Here is a 16907-nt window from a genome sequence, read left to right on the forward strand (position 1 = left end):
TTTATATCCATGAACGTTTGGGGCGATGCAAACTGGAGACAATATCCCTAGCCAGCACACCAGCCTCGTCCACCGTCAAATTACCAAGACTAATACGGATAGCAGGCGGCGATTGAAGCCGAAAGGGATGACCGGCCTGCACTCCCCAGCCCTTCGCGGCTAATGCCTGCAACGTCGAGGCTTCATCGGCTACAGGTAGCCAGACATGCAATCCTTCCCCTGTAATGGGAATAGCTAACCCCAAATCAGCCAAGCCATGAACCAGTGCCGCACGACGCACAGCATAGCTTTGTTGGGCATAACTTAGGACTTTATTTTGCTCGCTTTCCAACCACAAATGAGCCGCCAACTTTTGTAACAGCAAGCTAACCCACCGTGGCCCCAACGATTGTTGCCGCCTCATATCCGCTACAATAGCCGCCGAACCACTCACGACAGCAACCCGCAAATCAGGCCCTAAAAATTTGCTCACAGAGAGAATATAAAGCCAGTTGGCTGGCAAATTCAGCTTTGGTAAAGGCTGATCTGCAATCGGCCCCCAATAGCCATCCAAAATAAATAAAGTATGGGGTTGTTGTTGCATCAGGGCTGCCATTGCATTCAACCGCTCCTCACTCAAGGTTGCCCCTGTCGGATTATGGGCGCGAAGTGTCAAAATCATTGCCATCACCTGCTTGTCAGGTTCAGGTACAAGACAGCCGTGTGCATCCATTGGCAACGGTACAGGCTTGATACGCAAACTTGCCAATAATGCTAACAATGGTGGCCAGCATGGGTCTTCCACCCATACACGCGCCCCTGGTGTTACGCGCAATCGTAGTGCAATGGCAATAGCTTCCAATGTTCCAGAAAATACCCCCATCTCCGCAGATGGAAGCTGTTCTTTTGTCAACCAACGACGAGCAACATCCAGCAAACAGGAAGCATCGCCGCTGGCATCATAACCTGTCAGTGATCCTTGCTTTGCCAACAACGCGGCATTGAGTGGTGGCAGAAGATTACCATCGACATTACCACTGGCTAAATCAATCAACCCTGCGGGTAGTTCCGTCAGCATATCGCCGTGGCTCGGTGGTAAAGCTACCGTCGTACCCCGTCGCCCGTCAGAAACAACCAAACCCGCATCCCGTAACTTGGCATACGCCGTAGCGACTGTATTAGGGCTAACACCAATCTGCTGCGCAAGCTCACGGATGGCAGGCAGCGATTCACCGGGCTTTAGCACCCCTAAACGAATTTGTTCTTCCAAACTGACAAGAATCTCGACAGCGTTGGATGCCTTGATGTAATATGTACTCATTCGTTAATTATATTGTATTGGTACAAAAATGAAAACCCTTATTGCATTACGTCACGTACCTTTTGAAGATTTGGGTGTACTTGAGCCTCTATTGATTCGCAAAGGTTACAAAATCTACTACTACGACATGGGTGTGCATGAACTATGGACACTTGATCCCGATAACATTGATTTGCTGGTGGTGCTGGGTGCGCCCATTGGTGCTTATGATGAAAAGGCATACCCCTTTTTGCAGCAGGAGTTGGAACTCATCCAACACCGCCTAGTTGCACAGAAACCGATACTCGGTATTTGTCTAGGGGCGCAACTGATGGCACGGGCATTAGGAGCTACAGTGGCTAGTATGGGTCACAAAGAAATCGGCTTTGCTCCTTTGCAACTAACCGAAGCGGGCAAAGCGTCAGTCCTTGCTGAACTCACACCCGATGTACACGTTTTGCATTGGCATGGTGATCAATTTGATATGCCAGCAGGTACTGAAAGTTTGGCAACCACTAACCTTTGTCCCCATCAAGCATTTGCTTTGGGCGATTATGCACTTGGCTTACAATTCCACCTTGAGGTTGATACCAAACGCCTCGAACAATGGCTGATAGGCCATGCACTTGAATTAAGCCTTGCTGGTATTGATCCCAACACTATCCGTACACAATCCAATCAGTTTAAAGTCACATTACAACACGCCGCTGAAACTGTGTTTGGGCGTTGGCTGGATAGATTGGAGTTGTTGTGAAACAAAACGCATTGGGTATTGTTGAGTCAGTGCTAACGGGAAAAGCAAAACCTTACACACGACCGGGTACTTACAGTGCGATTGATAAGCAAGCTGTTTATTCAACCGTTTCAGTAAATGCTAATGGACTTGAAGGTGATGAACAAGGTGACTTGCGAGTACATGGAGGTGCAGATAAGGCCGTACACTTTTACGCACTTGAACATTACCCTAAGTGGATTGAAGAATTAGGTATGCTTCCTGCACTCATTAAGGCGGGTGCTTTCGGTGAAAACATTAGGACAAAGGGCATAACTGAATCCACTATTTGTTTAGGTGATCAGCTTTGTGTAGGCAGTGTATTAATGGAAGTTTCGCAAGCACGCCAACCTTGCTGGAAGCTCAATGACAGATTCGGCGTACCTGATATGGCACGACGACTACAGTCGAGTTTACGCACGGGTTGGTATTGCCGCGTGTTACAGGCAGGGATACTCAAAGCAAGTGATACTATTGATCTGGTAAATCGTCCCTATCCAGAGTGGACATTAGCCCGTTTGATGGAGTTTTTCTACAAGAATCCGTTGCATTACCCCTCTCTTGAACAAATGCTACATTTGCCATTAGTAAAGTCTTGGAAGCGGACAATAGAAAACCGTTTGCAATGTGGTGAAATTGAAAATTGGGACTCCCGTATAGATGGCCCAAAACAATAAGGTAGGAAAGCTAAACAATGGTAAAACACTATCGACTGATAGTTTCGTATAACGCACGGGCATGGTGTCATATTGATATTAATGTGCCGTGGACAGATGAGGCATTAGAGGATATACAAAATCGTTTCCCCTCTGATGCTGGTTATCATATTGAGGTTCTAGTCGCAACTGATGAACACCGTATTGTTGAGTATACTTCTCAAGGTTTGCGTTTATTGATGAGCGAGCCTATTTTTTGTTAAAAACCTATTTCAGATAAATTTAAATTTATTTTTTAAGAGAACCTAATATTTGATAGAGCAGAGATGATTTTCTAAAACATGATATGGAGTTAATTAAATGATTAGTCAAAGCATGGAATTGCCAGAAAACCACACTGAACAATCGGATAATAATTGCATCTTAATTCTTGACAAACTGGGGAAATCATGGTCAAGTCGCGCCCAAGTCAAGAATGATGAAATTGAAGTTGATTTAATTTACAATCCTGATCACGATGACTTTATTGATTCACTTTTACCCTTTCACGAACACCCACGTTACCTAGAAATTGATGACGAGACAAGAACGCTTATTCTCTCATCTGGGTGGATTGCATATAATGAAAAAACCATTGATATAGAAGCAAAAATAATATCTCCCGTTTGCAATCAACTCATCTATTCTGAATTACCCGGAACAAGTAACCATATAATAAGATGGTTAGCAGCAGAAACATTAGTTGATGAAGCATATCATATATTGATGGTATTGAATACTTGTTATACTTGCAGAAAACAGAGAGGACTTCTTGAATTAAAACTTCCAAGTTTTGACTTGGTAAATAATATTGAGAAAGAAGTTAGCAGATACTCTCATGATTGGCAGAAAAAACTAGTGAGACTAGCAGCCTGTGTTGTGTCAGAAGTTTTCATTAGTGACTACTTAAGTTTATTAGCAAATGCTGATGAAGTTCAACCAGTTAATAGAATTACAACAGATTATCATCGAAAAGATGAGTTGGCTCATAGCAGTATTTTTCGCAATCTCACAAAAGAAATATTTCATCACCTAAGTTACAAAGAAAAAACTTTCTTTTGCCAAGTATTACCATTGCCTGTTCATTGGTTTGCAAGTCAAGAATTTATTGTATGGGAGACAATACTTAACCAATTAAACTTTAAATATACGAATGAAGTGATTGGTGATTGCCGTGCAGAGTCAGAAATAAACTTAAATAGAATCGACTATTCCGAATTAATCCAACTCGCATCAGAAGTAGGAGTATTTGACATGATAGAAGGTAAAGAGTCTTTTGAGCGCCAAGGGTTATTATCTTAAATTTTCATGCTAGTACATAAAGTGGTTCTTTGAGATATTCGTGGTAGCAATGCATTTAAAAAATGCTATTGATAACAGTTAAACCATCAATAGCTTAAAATTCTTTCTATTATTTTATAAACCATATGCTTTGATACTCTACCACGGGCATCTCTAAAGATCTGCAAGATCTTTAATTTTTAATCAGGCATGACCCTCAAGCAAACAACTGATCAAAAGTTGCTGTATGCTATTAACTATAGCTGCCTCATTAAAGTAATCTAAGGAGTATATTTTATGGAATACAAATGTTACAAGTGCAAAACATGCGGTCACATTTATAATGAGTTCATTGGTGACCCTATATTTAATATTCCTCCAAGAACAAAATTTTCTGATTTACCCAATAATTGGTTTTGTTCAACATGTGGTGATTCTCGTGACTTATTTGATGAATACGAATGCAGCCAAGTTGAAGATATAGTAGACGATTCAATACATCACAGTACAACGCATACTGTTATTGTCGGGGCAGGTATAGCAGGCTGGTCTCTTGCAGAAAGATTAAGGTCTCATGATCTAAATATGACAATCACTATTATAACGTTAGATGATGGTGATTATTATTACAAGCCATCTATATCTGAGTCCATATCCCAAAGAAAAACTAAAACCGATTTAGTTCTCGCTCATGGACATGATAGAGCTAGTCTTCTTAATGTTAACTTATACTCAAAAACAGAAGTTTTAGGGATAAATAGAATTTCAAAACAACTAATAACATCATCAGGAAAATACAGTTATGAAAAACTTGTTCTTTCTGTAGGAGCATCCCCTATCAAAATATTTCCAAAAAATATTCAGCCATATATTTTCTTTTTGAATAATCTTGATCAATATGAAGCACTTGCTAGTAATTTATTAAATAACTACAAAAGTATCTTGGTGGTAGGCGCAGGATTAGTCGGCTGTGAAATATCAGATGATTTATCACGTGCTGGACATAAAATATGGCTGCATGATATATCACCTAGAATCTTATCTAAAATTGCTTCGGAAGAAGTATCCAGTTTCATTCAAAATAAGTTTAGTAAAGCCGGAGTTAAGTTTATTCTTAATTGCAGCATTTTATCTATAGAAAAAAATAAAAATAATTTTCTTGTTAACTTTAGTTCAGGAAAGAAAATAACCTACGACATAATAATTTCTGTCGTAGGTTTAAAACCTAACATACATTTAGCTCTTAACACCGAAATTGCTACTGGTTCTGGTATAAAAGTAGATGACTACATGATGACATCTGACCCAAACATATGGGCAATTGGCGATTGCATTGAACATTCTGGAGAAACAGCCTTCTTTATTGATAATATTATGCATCAAGTAGAGATTGCAGCTAATACAATTTGTGGAAGATTTGATAAAAAATACAAAAACCCAGACTCAGTGATAACAATGAAAGCTAAAACATGCTCCTTAGAAATGAAAACAAAAGGAATAAACAACCATGATTATAAGAAAGAGATTCTATCTCATGACAATGATTATTATCACATAAACTATTTCATCAAAAACAAACCAATTGGCTTTTACAAGTGTACCGCAAAAACAATAACACCTAATTCTCAAAGTTCAAATATTCACCAAGAGGATTTCCAATGTTAATTAGTCAGCAAGATTTCCCAAGTATAAAGTTACCTAAAACTCTTCAATGGACATATCCATTAATTGATCAAATATCAAAAAAACTTAATCCGTCATTAAATCATGAAAATAATTTCCCTTGCATTTTCGCAAGAAGAGTATTTTCCCTACTAAACTTTAGATTTCTCACTGTAAATTGGTGTGAAGATCAGCACACTTATGACTTCAACAGTTTTGCAAATGAGCTATCTTCCTTTCTGGAAGAGACTCAACAATCAGATGAAAATATAAATAATATCGAACCATTAATTGTCTTATTTGAGCCTGTTAAGTTTATATTTAGCACACATCATTACGAAAAAATATTTTTTGATTCGCTTCAATATCTTATAGACCATGACAAAATAGCATGGAATGGTTGTTTGCCTAAAAATCCAAATCAAGAATTCTGGACGATGTGCTTTTCAGGAGTTCAAATATTCATCAATGTAAGTCACCCAAATCATAAAAATAGAAATAGCAGGAACTTATGCGACACACTAGTATTTGTAATTAACCCACGAGAACGATTTGATAAGTTTGCGGGAAATAATAAAAAAGGCCATAAAATAAGGGAAAGAATTAGAAATAATATTGACAAATATGATCTGATTTCTCGGAGTCCTTATCTGGGACATTATCAAGATGGCGATCTTGAATGGCCTCAGTATATGATACCAGATGATAATGACTCTCCATCCACCAAGTGTCCACTAAACTTTAATTTAGTAAAACATCAATAACAAGGATATTATTATGTATGAACTGAAAAAGACATTAGGTTTTTTTAGTGGAACCGCTTTATTTCTCAACATTGTAATCGGCGCTGGATTATTGATATTACCAGGAATTGTTTATCAGCAAGTTGGTCAAAATGCGATTATTTCATGGGCATTGGTTTCACTCATATCAGTTCCAATTCTAATTATTTTTACCATCCTAGGAGTATACTTTCCCAATTCTGGGGGAGTTGCTTATTATGCAGAAAAGGCATTTGGAAATATCGGGAGAAACTTTGCAACATTGTTACTTCTAGGAGCTGTGGCATTCGGTTTACCATCAATTGCACTAACAGGTGCTTATTACTTGTCAGCAATACTCCCTTTTCAATATCATTTTTACGCTGCACTATTAATATTGTTACCAACGCTATTACATCTTTTTTCTGGAAAGCATATTTCCACCATCACCACGACTATTGGCTCTACGGTTATAGTTTTTATTATAATTCTACTTTTTTTTGCAATAAGAGATGCTCAAGGAATAGAAACCATAAAGCTACCACATATCAATAATAATATATTTGATTTATTCTCTCCTTTTATGATTATATTTTTTGCATTCACCGGATGGGAAATTGGTGCTCATTCTGCTGAAGAGTTCAAAAACCCAAAACGTGATTTTCCAATAGCTATGTTATTTTCTTTTTTGATTACAACTATACTTTATCTTACTGTGGCTTTTCTTGTTCAACAAGAAGAAAACATAACAGATCCTCTTACTCCATTCATTGGAATATTGAAGAAGGCACTGGGTGATAAGGCTGTATTGCTTGTATCACTGTTGGCAACACTTATTGTGTTTGCCAATTTATTTGGTGCTATATGGGGAGTTTCAAGATTAGTATACTCTCTCAGTCGGGACAAGATTATACCAAAGTATTTTAGCCTTACGAATAAACAAGGCACACCTATTTATGCCATTATTCTCACGAACACAGCATTATTATTTGTTTTGGCATTAGACTATTATAATTTCCTTAGCATTGAAAGTATGCTATCCATAGCAGGACAAAACTTTCTTATTTTATATGGAGTAGCAAGTTGTGCTCTTTTTTTCTTATCCAAAAAACTATTATTTAAAATAATATCAATCACCGTTGTCTTAATCATATCAATAATCATTATTTTTGGAGGTGTTTTTCTGCTATATCCCCTAGCAATACTAATCATTTCATATGCAATAAATTTTACGGGAAACAAGAATTAATATGCAAACTATTTTTCGCAATATTATGCAAACCGCTTCACGACCTGAGCTTATTTTTGAACAAGGTAGTGGCAGTTGGCTGACCGATCATAATGGCAAACAATACCTTGATTTTGTTCAGGGTTGGGCTGTGAACACACTAGGGCACTGCCCCGCTGTAATTACCAATACACTTAACCAACAAAGCAGCCGTCTAATTAATGCCAGCCCCGCATTTTATAATCGCCCAATGTTAGAATGTGCTGAAGAGTTGACACACCACTCTGTTTTCGATCAGGTATTTTTTGCTAATAGTGGTGCAGAAGCCAACGAAGGTGCAATCAAACTGGCGCGTAAATGGGGAAAGGTACATAAAAATGGAGCATGGAAAATAATAACTTTCGATAACAGTTTTCACGGCAGAACATTAACCACAATGGCAGCCAGCGGCAAACCAGCATTCGCACCGATGTTTGAACCCAAAACGCCGGGGTTTACCAAAGTCTCGTTTAATGAAGCCGAAGCAGTACGGCAAGCCATTGATACCGAAACCGTCGCCATCATGATTGAACCGATTCAAGGTGAAGCAGGTGTTATCCCCGCTACACCCGAATTCCTGCACACCTTACGTCAGCTTGCAGATGAACATAACCTGCTGCTGATTTGCGATGAAGTCCAAACAGGCATGGGCAGGACAGGCGATTTGTTTGCCTACCAAGGCTACGGCATTGAACCTGACATCATGACACTGGGCAAAGGGTTGGGCGGTGGTGTACCGATTTCCGCGTTACTGGCAAAACACCACGCTTGTGTATTCACCGCAGGCGAACAAGGCGGCACATACAATGGTAATCCGCTCATGACAGCCGTTGCTTACAGTGTTATTCAAGCCATCACCCAACCTGATTTTTTATCAACAGTCCGCGAACGTAGCCAGCTATTGCGTGATGCTCTCTCCTCGCTTTCCCTCCAATCTGGCTTAGGCGAAATACGAGGCAGAGGTTTGTTGTTAGCATTGGATACAGGAACATTAGATGCTGCTGCCATTGTACAAGCCTGCTTTGAACAAGGCTTATTGATCAACACACCACAGCCACATACTTTGCGCTTTATGCCTGCATTGAATGTGGCAGAGACAGAAATCAAGCAAATGACGACCATTTTAAGCGCAGTTTTGTCAACTGACCGTTTGTGATTAAATCGCTGTCACGCTTCAAGACCGGCAAGGAAACCAGCAAGGCACTGGAGGCACTCGCCTCCGGCAAGATCGACATCGTGATCGGTACGCACAAGCTGTTGCAGGACGATGTGCATTTCAAGCAACTGGGGCTGGTGATTATCGACGAAGAACACCGCTTCGGGGTGCGCGACAAGGAGCAGATGAAAAAGCTGCGTGCCAATGTCGATATGTTGACCATGACCGCCACGCCGATTCCGCGCACGCTGAATATGTCGCTGTCGGGCTTGCGCGATTTGTCGATCATTGCCACCCCGCCGACGCAACGCCACGCGATCAAAACCTTTGTGTGCGAGTGGAACAAGACCATCATTCAGGAAGCGTGTGCGCGGGAATTGTCACGCGGCGGGCAGGTGTACGTGCTGCACAATGAGGTCAAAACCATCGACAAGGTGGAGCAGGAACTGAGCGCGATGTTGCCCGGTGTGACGGTGCGCCATGCCCACGGGCAGATGCGGGCGCACGATCTGGAAAGCATCATGAGCGACTTTTACCACCAGCGTTTCCAGATTCTGATTGCCACCACCATCATTGAAAGCGGCATCGACGTGCCGACCGCCAACACGATTTTGATCAACCGTGCTGACAAGCTGGGGCTGGCGCAGTTGCACCAGTTGCGCGGGCGGGTCGGGCGTTCGCACCACCGCGCTTATGCCTATCTGATTGCGCCGCCGAAATCCGCGCTTACGCCGGATGCGGTCAAGCGGCTGGAAGCGATTGAATCGCTGGAAGAATTGGGGGTTGGTTTCACGCTGGCGACGCACGATCTGGAGATTCGCGGCGCGGGCGAATTGCTCGGCGAAGGGCAAAGCGGGCAGATTCAGGAAATCGGTTTCAACCTCTACAACGACTTGCTGGAACGGGCGGTGAAGGCGTTGAAATCGGGCAAAGTGCCGGAATTGAGCGCCACCAGCCGCCGCACCACGGTGGAATTGGGTGCGCCTGCGTTGATCCCGGACGATTATTTGCCGGATGTCCATGCGCGGCTGATCCTCTACAAACGCATTGCCAGCGCGGAATCGCAGGCGGCACTGGACGAATTGCGGGTGGAAATGATCGACCGCTTCGGGCTGCTGCCAGAACCGACCAAGACGCTGTTCAGCGTCACGCGGGTCAAGCTGCTGGCGCAGGAATTGGGCATCCGCAAGCTGGATATGCACGTCAAGGGTGGGCGGATTATCTTTGACGACAAACCGAATATTGACCCGATGAAGGTGATTACGTTGATCCAGAAACGCCCGTGGGTGTTTAAGCTGGATGGGCAGGATAAGTTAAGGTTTGAGATTGAACTCCCGACGGTGGAGGAGCGGGAGGAGTGGGTGGTGAAGTTGATGGGGGAGATTTAACTCAATGTAAGAGAGTTTCCTCATGACAATTGAAGAGTCGACATTCTTAAAATTTATGATAAATTAATGCAAACATTAAAGTCGAAATCAATTGTCATAAGGAATATAGAGAAATGTATTTATCAAAGCATCTAAAAATCAATTTTTGTCGACCAGATCTTTTAACAAACCTAGATTATTTGGTTTATCAAATGCCTGAAAGCCAACAAGATACTCGTTTACCACTTTTTCGACTTTACTGATCACATCTAATTCTTTAGTAAAAAATCCAAGAGGAAGTGTGACAGGAAGTGCGTTTGGATAACGAATATGATAACAGATAACAGCCAGCTTCCCTGGTATCAATAAAATTTCCACGCACCCATTTAACAGCCCCTCTAGCAACCCATATAAGCCTTTATCATATGATTTCAAGTCTTTTCGCCAATCTTTAATACCTTTTTTATCTTTTTCTCCACATATCGGCAAAAACAATTTTGGGCTATAAAGCACTTTTTTCTCATTGGAGGCAGCTTGATTAAAAAAATCTTCAACACAAGATAGCCATTTAAGACTTTTTCCCCAGAAGACATCAGAAGGCGCAACCCATATAAAATCTAATATATTTGAGTCACTATTTAAAATATCATTAATTATATTCACCAAGCTTTTCCAGTTATCTCTTTTGTAAATAGGCCCAAGAAAATAACTTCTAGAATAATTATCTAAATTTTCAGATGAAAGACTATCTGAAAGCAATCTCAAATCAACCGAATTATTCGTCAAAAATTTTTGAGTTTCTTTATCTTCCAACAAATTCATGGCACTAGCAATATCGGGAATATTGCTAGATACATAAATATTAGATAAAGTTGAAGTAATTGACTCATGAACTAAAGAAGAGTCAGTAAGAATATTAAAGTCTGCTCTCTCAACAGGCATTCCATCTTCATCTATACGGAACTCAACGCTTAAACGAATCGGTTCTTGCCCAAGTTTGTTGACAGATTCAACAGTATAAATCGATGGCTTTTCTGCTGCTTCATTATTACGAACTTGGGGAATAAAGCCTTTCTCAAGAATTTCATAGAACTGATGCTGAAAACTTATTTGTGCATTTTTCTCACTGTTTGCAATATTTTCATTATTGGCCTGCAATGCAATTCCTGCACTCCACTTCTCATTAGTTCTTCCCTTGCCCACACAGTAAAAGCTTATAAGCTCAAATGAAAATACACCACCAGTTTCCATAACAGTGGAAAGCTGCGGAGGAAAACCAAGTGAAATAAAATAATTCCTTGAATGAAAAGTTAAGCCTAACTTACCAGAATCAATAAATTGCACCTCGCCACGCTTCATTAAATCCGAAATAGCTTCTTCTATTTCATTCGCTGACAAACCAAAATAATTAGCTATTTGCAATTTTGTCATCGGGGATATATGTAAAAGACGAAGAATAAACTCCCTAATAAACGGGAGACCTTTATTGGTTACATAAGAAAATCGTATATTAAATCGATGAACAGGCAATAAGAAATCCACATCATGATATGCAGCCGTTAATTCAGTTTTCATTAGAATTGCTCCACTGCTTTATTACTATCTAAAAATATATAACCGTTTTCACTACCTTTATCAAGCATATATGAAACCACTCTACCAAGTGGCAAGTTTCGATTTTTAGTACGCCACATATCGGTGGCTCCTACTATAATAAGCCTGTCCATAGCGCGAGATAAAGCAACATTAATTCGATTGGGAGAGCGAAGAAATCTAGGCGCTTGCTCTTTATCATAAGCCGTAATTGATAAAATAATTATTCTATTTTCCTTGCCCTGATAACTATCCACAGTGTCTATCTTAATTAATTCTTTAAAGCCATCATCCCATGACACTTCATTAAACTTTTGCCTAATAAGCTTTTTCTGCTCACTGTACATACAAATAACTCCAATAGCTGGTTCATCTTTTTTTGCTATTTTGGATAATTCATAAACAAAATTATCATTCTTAGAAAAAGACTTTAATATTTTAATTATAACATCAGCTTCATGGCGATTATAAATACTGGAACCACGATCATCTCGATGATATGCTCTTTCTTTCATCAAAGATGTATCTATCCATGTAACCGTTTTTTTCAACACTTGTAATTCATTTACATATATATCAGGAATTATTCTGTCTCCATTTTTTAACTTTTCGTCATAAAAAGTATGCGAAACTAAATTACCTATTTCAGGTGCCATACGATACTGAGTTAATAGTTGAACACCTGTTTGATGACCATATGATGATTCAAATGCGCGAGCAAAATCACTTTGTAGTAATTCATCCAACTCCTCTCCTTTAACTGGAATCCCTAGCTTTCTAGCAAGTGCTTGTTTATGTGGCTTAGAATAAAGAGGAGGTAATTGTTGATGATCTCCTACTAATAAGATACGTTTACCAGACTGCATGGCAATTGCTAATTCACTAGCTATAGAGCGTGCAGCCTCATCAATAATAACCCAATCATACTGGTTATTTTGAATGCCAATGTGAGGCTGACCGATACCGACACATGTACCAGTCACTAGCTGTCTTGAACGAGCAAGAAACTCATCATAGTTTACGCGGTCGGTTTCTAAAACATTAAGCATCTCCCGTGTTATCTTTGCCAAAGCTTGAGCATGACGAGATTCATCAGGACGAATATTAAAATCATCATCTAATTTTGATACCAAAAGCTCTCTTGACTTTCTAAGGTCATCACCAGCGGAAAGGTCCAGATCATAATCTACTTTTAAAGACTCTCTAAGTCTAGAATCCATCTCAGCAATCAGTTTCTTTATTTCCTTCTTGTCATGATCATCTACATCTTTAGTAGCCAAAGTATTAAATAAGGAAACATATTTATCAATTTGATTGAAAATCTTTAATTCGGCACTGACTAACCTAGATAAATACTCAGCTTGCAATCCTAGAGCGTCACTAAGCATTTCGATACGATACTTAAATTCAGCTTTAAATAACTCTCTTTTTTCAGAGATAATTGAATTTGAATATACATCTTTTAATCCAACTGAAACTGCACCTTCTCTATTGCTAAATCGAACCACTTCTAAATGTGTTCCTAATCTTGAACAGTGCTTACGTATTCTTTCTGCGGCAGTATTTACTGCCTCATGGGACTGACTTACTAAAAGTATTTGTTTAGCCACACCTTTTTCTATAAGAAAATGAACAAATGCAGCAATGAACTCTGTTTTTCCTGTACCGGGGGGGCCTTGCAGCATGGATAAAGGTCCATTTTTGACAAGTTTTATAAAGCCTTCTCGTTGTTGAGCATTAAGACTAATTTCATTACCATGCTCATCATCTCTATCATAACGATCTAAATCATTATTGGTAACATCTATGTTGTATATAACTGCGGGCTTTTTACAGGATGGCTCGAAGTAATCCACTATATCAGGAATTACACTTTCTCTATCAAGTAATCTCTCCAATGCCACTTTACGTTTAATATACGATGCTCGATCTTGCTTTGTTCTAAAAAATACCAAATCGCCTTCTTTTAATTTATATGCACGCCCTCGAACCTTTTCCAACCTAACTTCATTAATTAATGATTTTTTCAACAAAACATTTCCAAGTGCTATTTCTTTATCATCATCAACTAATATCGCCTCGATTTCATCAATTTTATTGAAACCACCAAGTACATCAACATCAGACTTATATGGAATAATTAATTCCCCTGAGCTTTCTTTTGCAGGAACTGGATCAGCATAAACTTCAATATAAGGATATGACTCAGTTTCTGTCTTAAGAATTGCCTTCCAAAGCTTTGAGGTTGAAATTTCAGGAACTTCAAAACTATCAATAACTTCCAAGTCATCAATTTTTTGGAAAGCTTCACGTAGCTGCTCAGTCAATCCATCACTTTCATCATCTTTAAATAATAAAGTTACTGCTCGTTTAAATTCTTCATTATTCGCAAGTCGTTGAGATATAGCATTAAGATCATTATTCTCTCCCGGCATAATTTTTATTGGAAATTGCAAGTCAAGCTGACTCGAATCTGCATCTTCTTTTTTTATAGAATTCCACTGTTTTGGAGGAAAACCAATGGTAAAAGAATTTTCCTGAATTTTATATATTGCATCGAAATTTCCGCCAACCCCAATAAAACGCACTCGCGCATCAGAATTATCTTTATGACTTTTTTCAATCTTAACATAAAGATGACCATTATCTGGATAAATAATTGATGGAGCGAAGTTTCCTCTTATTGTAATAGCTACTAACTCTGCATCTACTTCGTTTGACAAGGAACTTATAGTTTTATGAAAACGTAACAGACTTTTAAAGCCAAACAGTATATCTCTTAATTCAAGCAAAACAACTGAACTAATCTGTGGATAATCAATCGAATCATAACCCCACTCCATACCTAATAATTCGCAACTCATACGCATCACTGCAAAATTATCACGCTCAAATGCAGTGCAAGTATCAATGTTTTCTGGACTATAACGATGGTTTTTTAAATCCTCTTCAGTATTGTTGAAATCGGGAATATCAATAAAAGTAACGCATTCGCCAAAATCTGAAACAAGTAAGTTTTTTGGATGTAAATCACCATGACTTATTCCAAGACCATGCAAATGCTCAATAGATATGACAAGCTGGATAATGGCAACCAACTTTTGCTCTTTATTTAATTCAATCTCATCCCAATGCTTACCTTCCACAAAATCTGTTACTAAATATAAACTGGATGATTTTACCGCAATACCAAAATCACGAATTTTTGGCAAATATGATGGTGAAATCGAATAAATTTTCTCAATTCTCTCTAAAAAATGGAGCGCTTTATAGCTCAAAGAAGGTAAATCAGAAGAGATGTTAATATTTAACCATGCTTTAACTAAATAGCCATCAGACAGATAAACTTCTTTTTCTTCTGTTTCAATAATAAAATCATTATCTTCTCTATACTGCCTTGTATGACTAATAGGTTTTCGATATGGTTCTAATCTGCTATTATCAAAATCAATAACTGAATTATTTTTTGGTTCAAGTTTTTTAATTTCTTCAAAAAAATCAATGGCATTTGTAATTTTATCACCATTTATAGCATTTATAAATACATGTGCATACCAAGCGTCACTTTCATTTAATTGCTGCTGTATACTTCCAAGACTTTTCTTAGATAAACGCTGAGCTGTCAGAATATGCCATCCAACTACGCCTAAAGCCTGCACATCTTGCTCAAAAGGAGTAATGTTGTTTTTCGTTGAAATTAGATCAAACCCCATAATACTATCGACAGAAAGTTCTTTTCGATAATCACCGACTGTTCCTGATGGCTGATGATAAGCAGAGATGAAATTTGAAAGTGCAATTTCCTTACTTGGTGATAACCATAAACTATGGTCACCAATATCACGATGAGCAATTTTCATCGAATGTAGAGTGGCAAACTTTGCGATTAAAAGTTTGACGATATTTATACGGTCATTTTCTGAAACTAATTGGCAATACTTTCCAATAAATTCATTTAATCTCATATGACTGGGAGGTAGTTCATAAACCTCCCTATATTCTGTAGTTACGTCATCTCTTTGTAAACTTGTTAATGATCTTAAACAATTCTTATAGAGATCATGATCTGCATGTTTAATAAACTGTAAAACTTCACGCTCCCTTGAAATAATTTCAAAACGTCCATTTAATGTATTTGCTTTTGTACCGTGTAAATTATTAAAGTTCCATAATCGTAACAATGCTTCATCTTGCTTTGATATTTCCGATATTGCTTGAAATTCTTTATAAATTTTCCGTGGATGTTCAAAAATAAGATCTTTTGCTCTATAACCATCAACCACTATTGATTTAGGCTCTGTCTTACTCCCCAAGAAAATTTCATCAAATAGAGCAAAGTCTTGATTTAACACTTGGGAGCTTGGATGTGGCCGAAATCTTTTATTAAAAATATTTCGATCTTGGAAATCATTAAAATTAGTTAAAGATATGACATGATTCTTCTCATCATCCATACTTAATTTTGAAAAGTCAGCATTTCCACTCATTACCACGAAAAATTCAATATGAGGAACATATCCCTTATTGGTAAACTTGTGTTTATATTTTCCTAATTTGTTTTGTAATAAGTAAACTTTTTTCTGAGTGACACTAACCGGAGATCGTCCCATCAGACGATCATTTTTATGCCAATTTCCACCATTAGATGTGACTTCACCATTATTCCAATCTTTCAATTCAACGATAATAATATTGCAATGCGTCACAATAACAAGATCAAACTCACCTTCATTGCCTCGTGAGTCAATAAAACGAAATCCAGCGTAACCTTTCCAAGGAAACATTGAATCCTTACCTGTTTTCTCCCTAAGCTGATCTTGTAGAGAACCACCACGACTTGATTTATTTTTTTCTGTCGTATTAGGCTTTTCACTAAATGCTTGTTTTATCTTTTCAATAGCTTCAATTTCTTGAGATTGAAGACCACCTTCCCAAACTTTAACTTCCAAATGTATCTCCTTTAGCCCAACCAGACAAAATCACTGCAAGATTTAATGAAAAAACTCCTAAATTTTTAGCAAACACAAAAAATTTACAATTTATTGCCGCAATATTTCCTCAAAATTTGAGTATA

At 38.5% G+C, this 16907-nt stretch carries 10 protein-coding genes and 2 pseudogenes; 9 read left to right on the forward strand and 3 right to left on the reverse strand.

The features are described from left to right. Position 1: 1 nt before the first annotated feature. Positions 2 to 1300 carry an aminotransferase class I/II-fold pyridoxal phosphate-dependent enzyme gene (locus tag L3K52_13595; protein UOG91231.1) on the reverse strand — a complete coding sequence of 433 codons (1299 nt, stop codon included), beginning with the start codon at positions 1298 to 1300 and terminating at the stop codon, positions 2 to 4. Between the two features lie 28 nt (positions 1301 to 1328). Between L3K52_13595 and L3K52_13600 the strand changes: the two genes are divergently transcribed. From L3K52_13600 to L3K52_13640, 9 genes and pseudogenes are all read left to right on the forward strand, one after another. Beyond that, positions 1329 to 2033 carry a glutamine amidotransferase gene (locus L3K52_13600; GenBank protein ID UOG91232.1) on the forward strand — a complete coding sequence of 235 codons (705 nt, stop codon included), beginning with the start codon at positions 1329 to 1331 and terminating at the stop codon, positions 2031 to 2033. Further along, a complete protein-coding gene (locus L3K52_13605; protein UOG91233.1) occupies positions 2030 to 2728 on the forward strand; it encodes an MOSC domain-containing protein in 699 nt (232 codons plus the stop codon). Before L3K52_13600 ends, L3K52_13605 begins: the two co-directional genes overlap by 4 nt. Before the next feature lie 17 nt (positions 2729 to 2745). Further along, positions 2746 to 2970 carry a hypothetical protein gene (locus L3K52_13610; protein UOG91234.1) on the forward strand — a complete coding sequence of 75 codons (225 nt, stop codon included), beginning with the start codon at positions 2746 to 2748 and terminating at the stop codon, positions 2968 to 2970. A gap of 97 nt (positions 2971 to 3067) precedes the next feature. Next, the gene (locus L3K52_13615) at positions 3068 to 4048 is read left to right on the forward strand and encodes a diiron oxygenase (GenBank protein ID UOG91235.1); all 981 of its coding nucleotides are present in this window, start codon (positions 3068 to 3070) and stop codon (positions 4046 to 4048) included. A gap of 276 nt (positions 4049 to 4324) precedes the next feature. Beyond that, positions 4325 to 5692, forward strand: a complete 1368-nt coding sequence (locus tag L3K52_13620; protein ID UOG91236.1) for an FAD-dependent oxidoreductase — start codon at positions 4325 to 4327, stop codon at positions 5690 to 5692. Continuing rightward, complete coding sequence (locus tag L3K52_13625) at positions 5686 to 6453, forward strand: YqcI/YcgG family protein (protein UOG91237.1); 768 nt, start codon at positions 5686 to 5688, stop codon at positions 6451 to 6453. Before L3K52_13620 ends, L3K52_13625 begins: the two co-directional genes overlap by 7 nt. Positions 6454 to 6466: 13 nt before the next feature. Further along, a complete protein-coding gene (locus L3K52_13630) occupies positions 6467 to 7699 on the forward strand; it encodes an amino acid permease (GenBank protein UOG91238.1) in 1233 nt (410 codons plus the stop codon). 25 nt (positions 7700 to 7724) lie between these two features. Then, a pseudogene (locus L3K52_13635) lies at positions 7725 to 8801 on the forward strand (acetylornithine transaminase). 20 nt (positions 8802 to 8821) lie between these two features. Next, positions 8822 to 10261: pseudogene (locus L3K52_13640) on the forward strand (DEAD/DEAH box helicase). 138 nt (positions 10262 to 10399) lie between these two features. On the opposite strand, the gene L3K52_13645 reads toward L3K52_13640, so the two are convergent. Further along, positions 10400 to 11815, reverse strand: a complete 1416-nt coding sequence (locus tag L3K52_13645; protein UOG91239.1) for a hypothetical protein — start codon at positions 11813 to 11815, stop codon at positions 10400 to 10402. Further along, positions 11815 to 16782: an AAA domain-containing protein gene (locus tag L3K52_13650; GenBank protein ID UOG91240.1), complete on the reverse strand. Its 4968-nt coding sequence runs from the start codon at positions 16780 to 16782 to the stop codon at positions 11815 to 11817. Before L3K52_13650 ends, L3K52_13645 begins: the two co-directional genes overlap by 1 nt. Between the last annotated feature and the right edge of the window lie 125 nt (positions 16783 to 16907).

It is taken from the genome of Candidatus Thiothrix sulfatifontis (assembly GCA_022828425.1).
Classification (GTDB): domain Bacteria; phylum Pseudomonadota; class Gammaproteobacteria; order Thiotrichales; family Thiotrichaceae; genus Thiothrix; species Thiothrix sulfatifontis.

Excerpts from the sequence above, each read along its gene's own strand:
- L3K52_13615 (UOG91235.1), top strand. The coding sequence starts at position 3,068 with ATGATTAGTCAAAGCATGGAATTGCCAGAAAACCACACTGAACAATCG.
- L3K52_13630 (UOG91238.1), top strand. The coding sequence starts at position 6,467 with ATGTATGAACTGAAAAAGACATTAGGTTTTTTTAGTGGAACCGCTTTA.
- L3K52_13610 (UOG91234.1), top strand. The coding sequence starts at position 2,746 with ATGGTAAAACACTATCGACTGATAGTTTCGTATAACGCACGGGCATGG.
- L3K52_13600 (UOG91232.1), top strand. The coding sequence starts at position 1,329 with ATGAAAACCCTTATTGCATTACGTCACGTACCTTTTGAAGATTTGGGT.
- L3K52_13625 (UOG91237.1), top strand. The coding sequence starts at position 5,686 with ATGTTAATTAGTCAGCAAGATTTCCCAAGTATAAAGTTACCTAAAACT.
- L3K52_13645 (UOG91239.1), bottom strand. The coding sequence starts at position 11,815 with ATGAAAACTGAATTAACGGCTGCATATCATGATGTGGATTTCTTATTG.
- L3K52_13620 (UOG91236.1), top strand. The coding sequence starts at position 4,325 with ATGGAATACAAATGTTACAAGTGCAAAACATGCGGTCACATTTATAAT.
- L3K52_13595 (UOG91231.1), bottom strand. The coding sequence starts at position 1,300 with ATGAGTACATATTACATCAAGGCATCCAACGCTGTCGAGATTCTTGTC.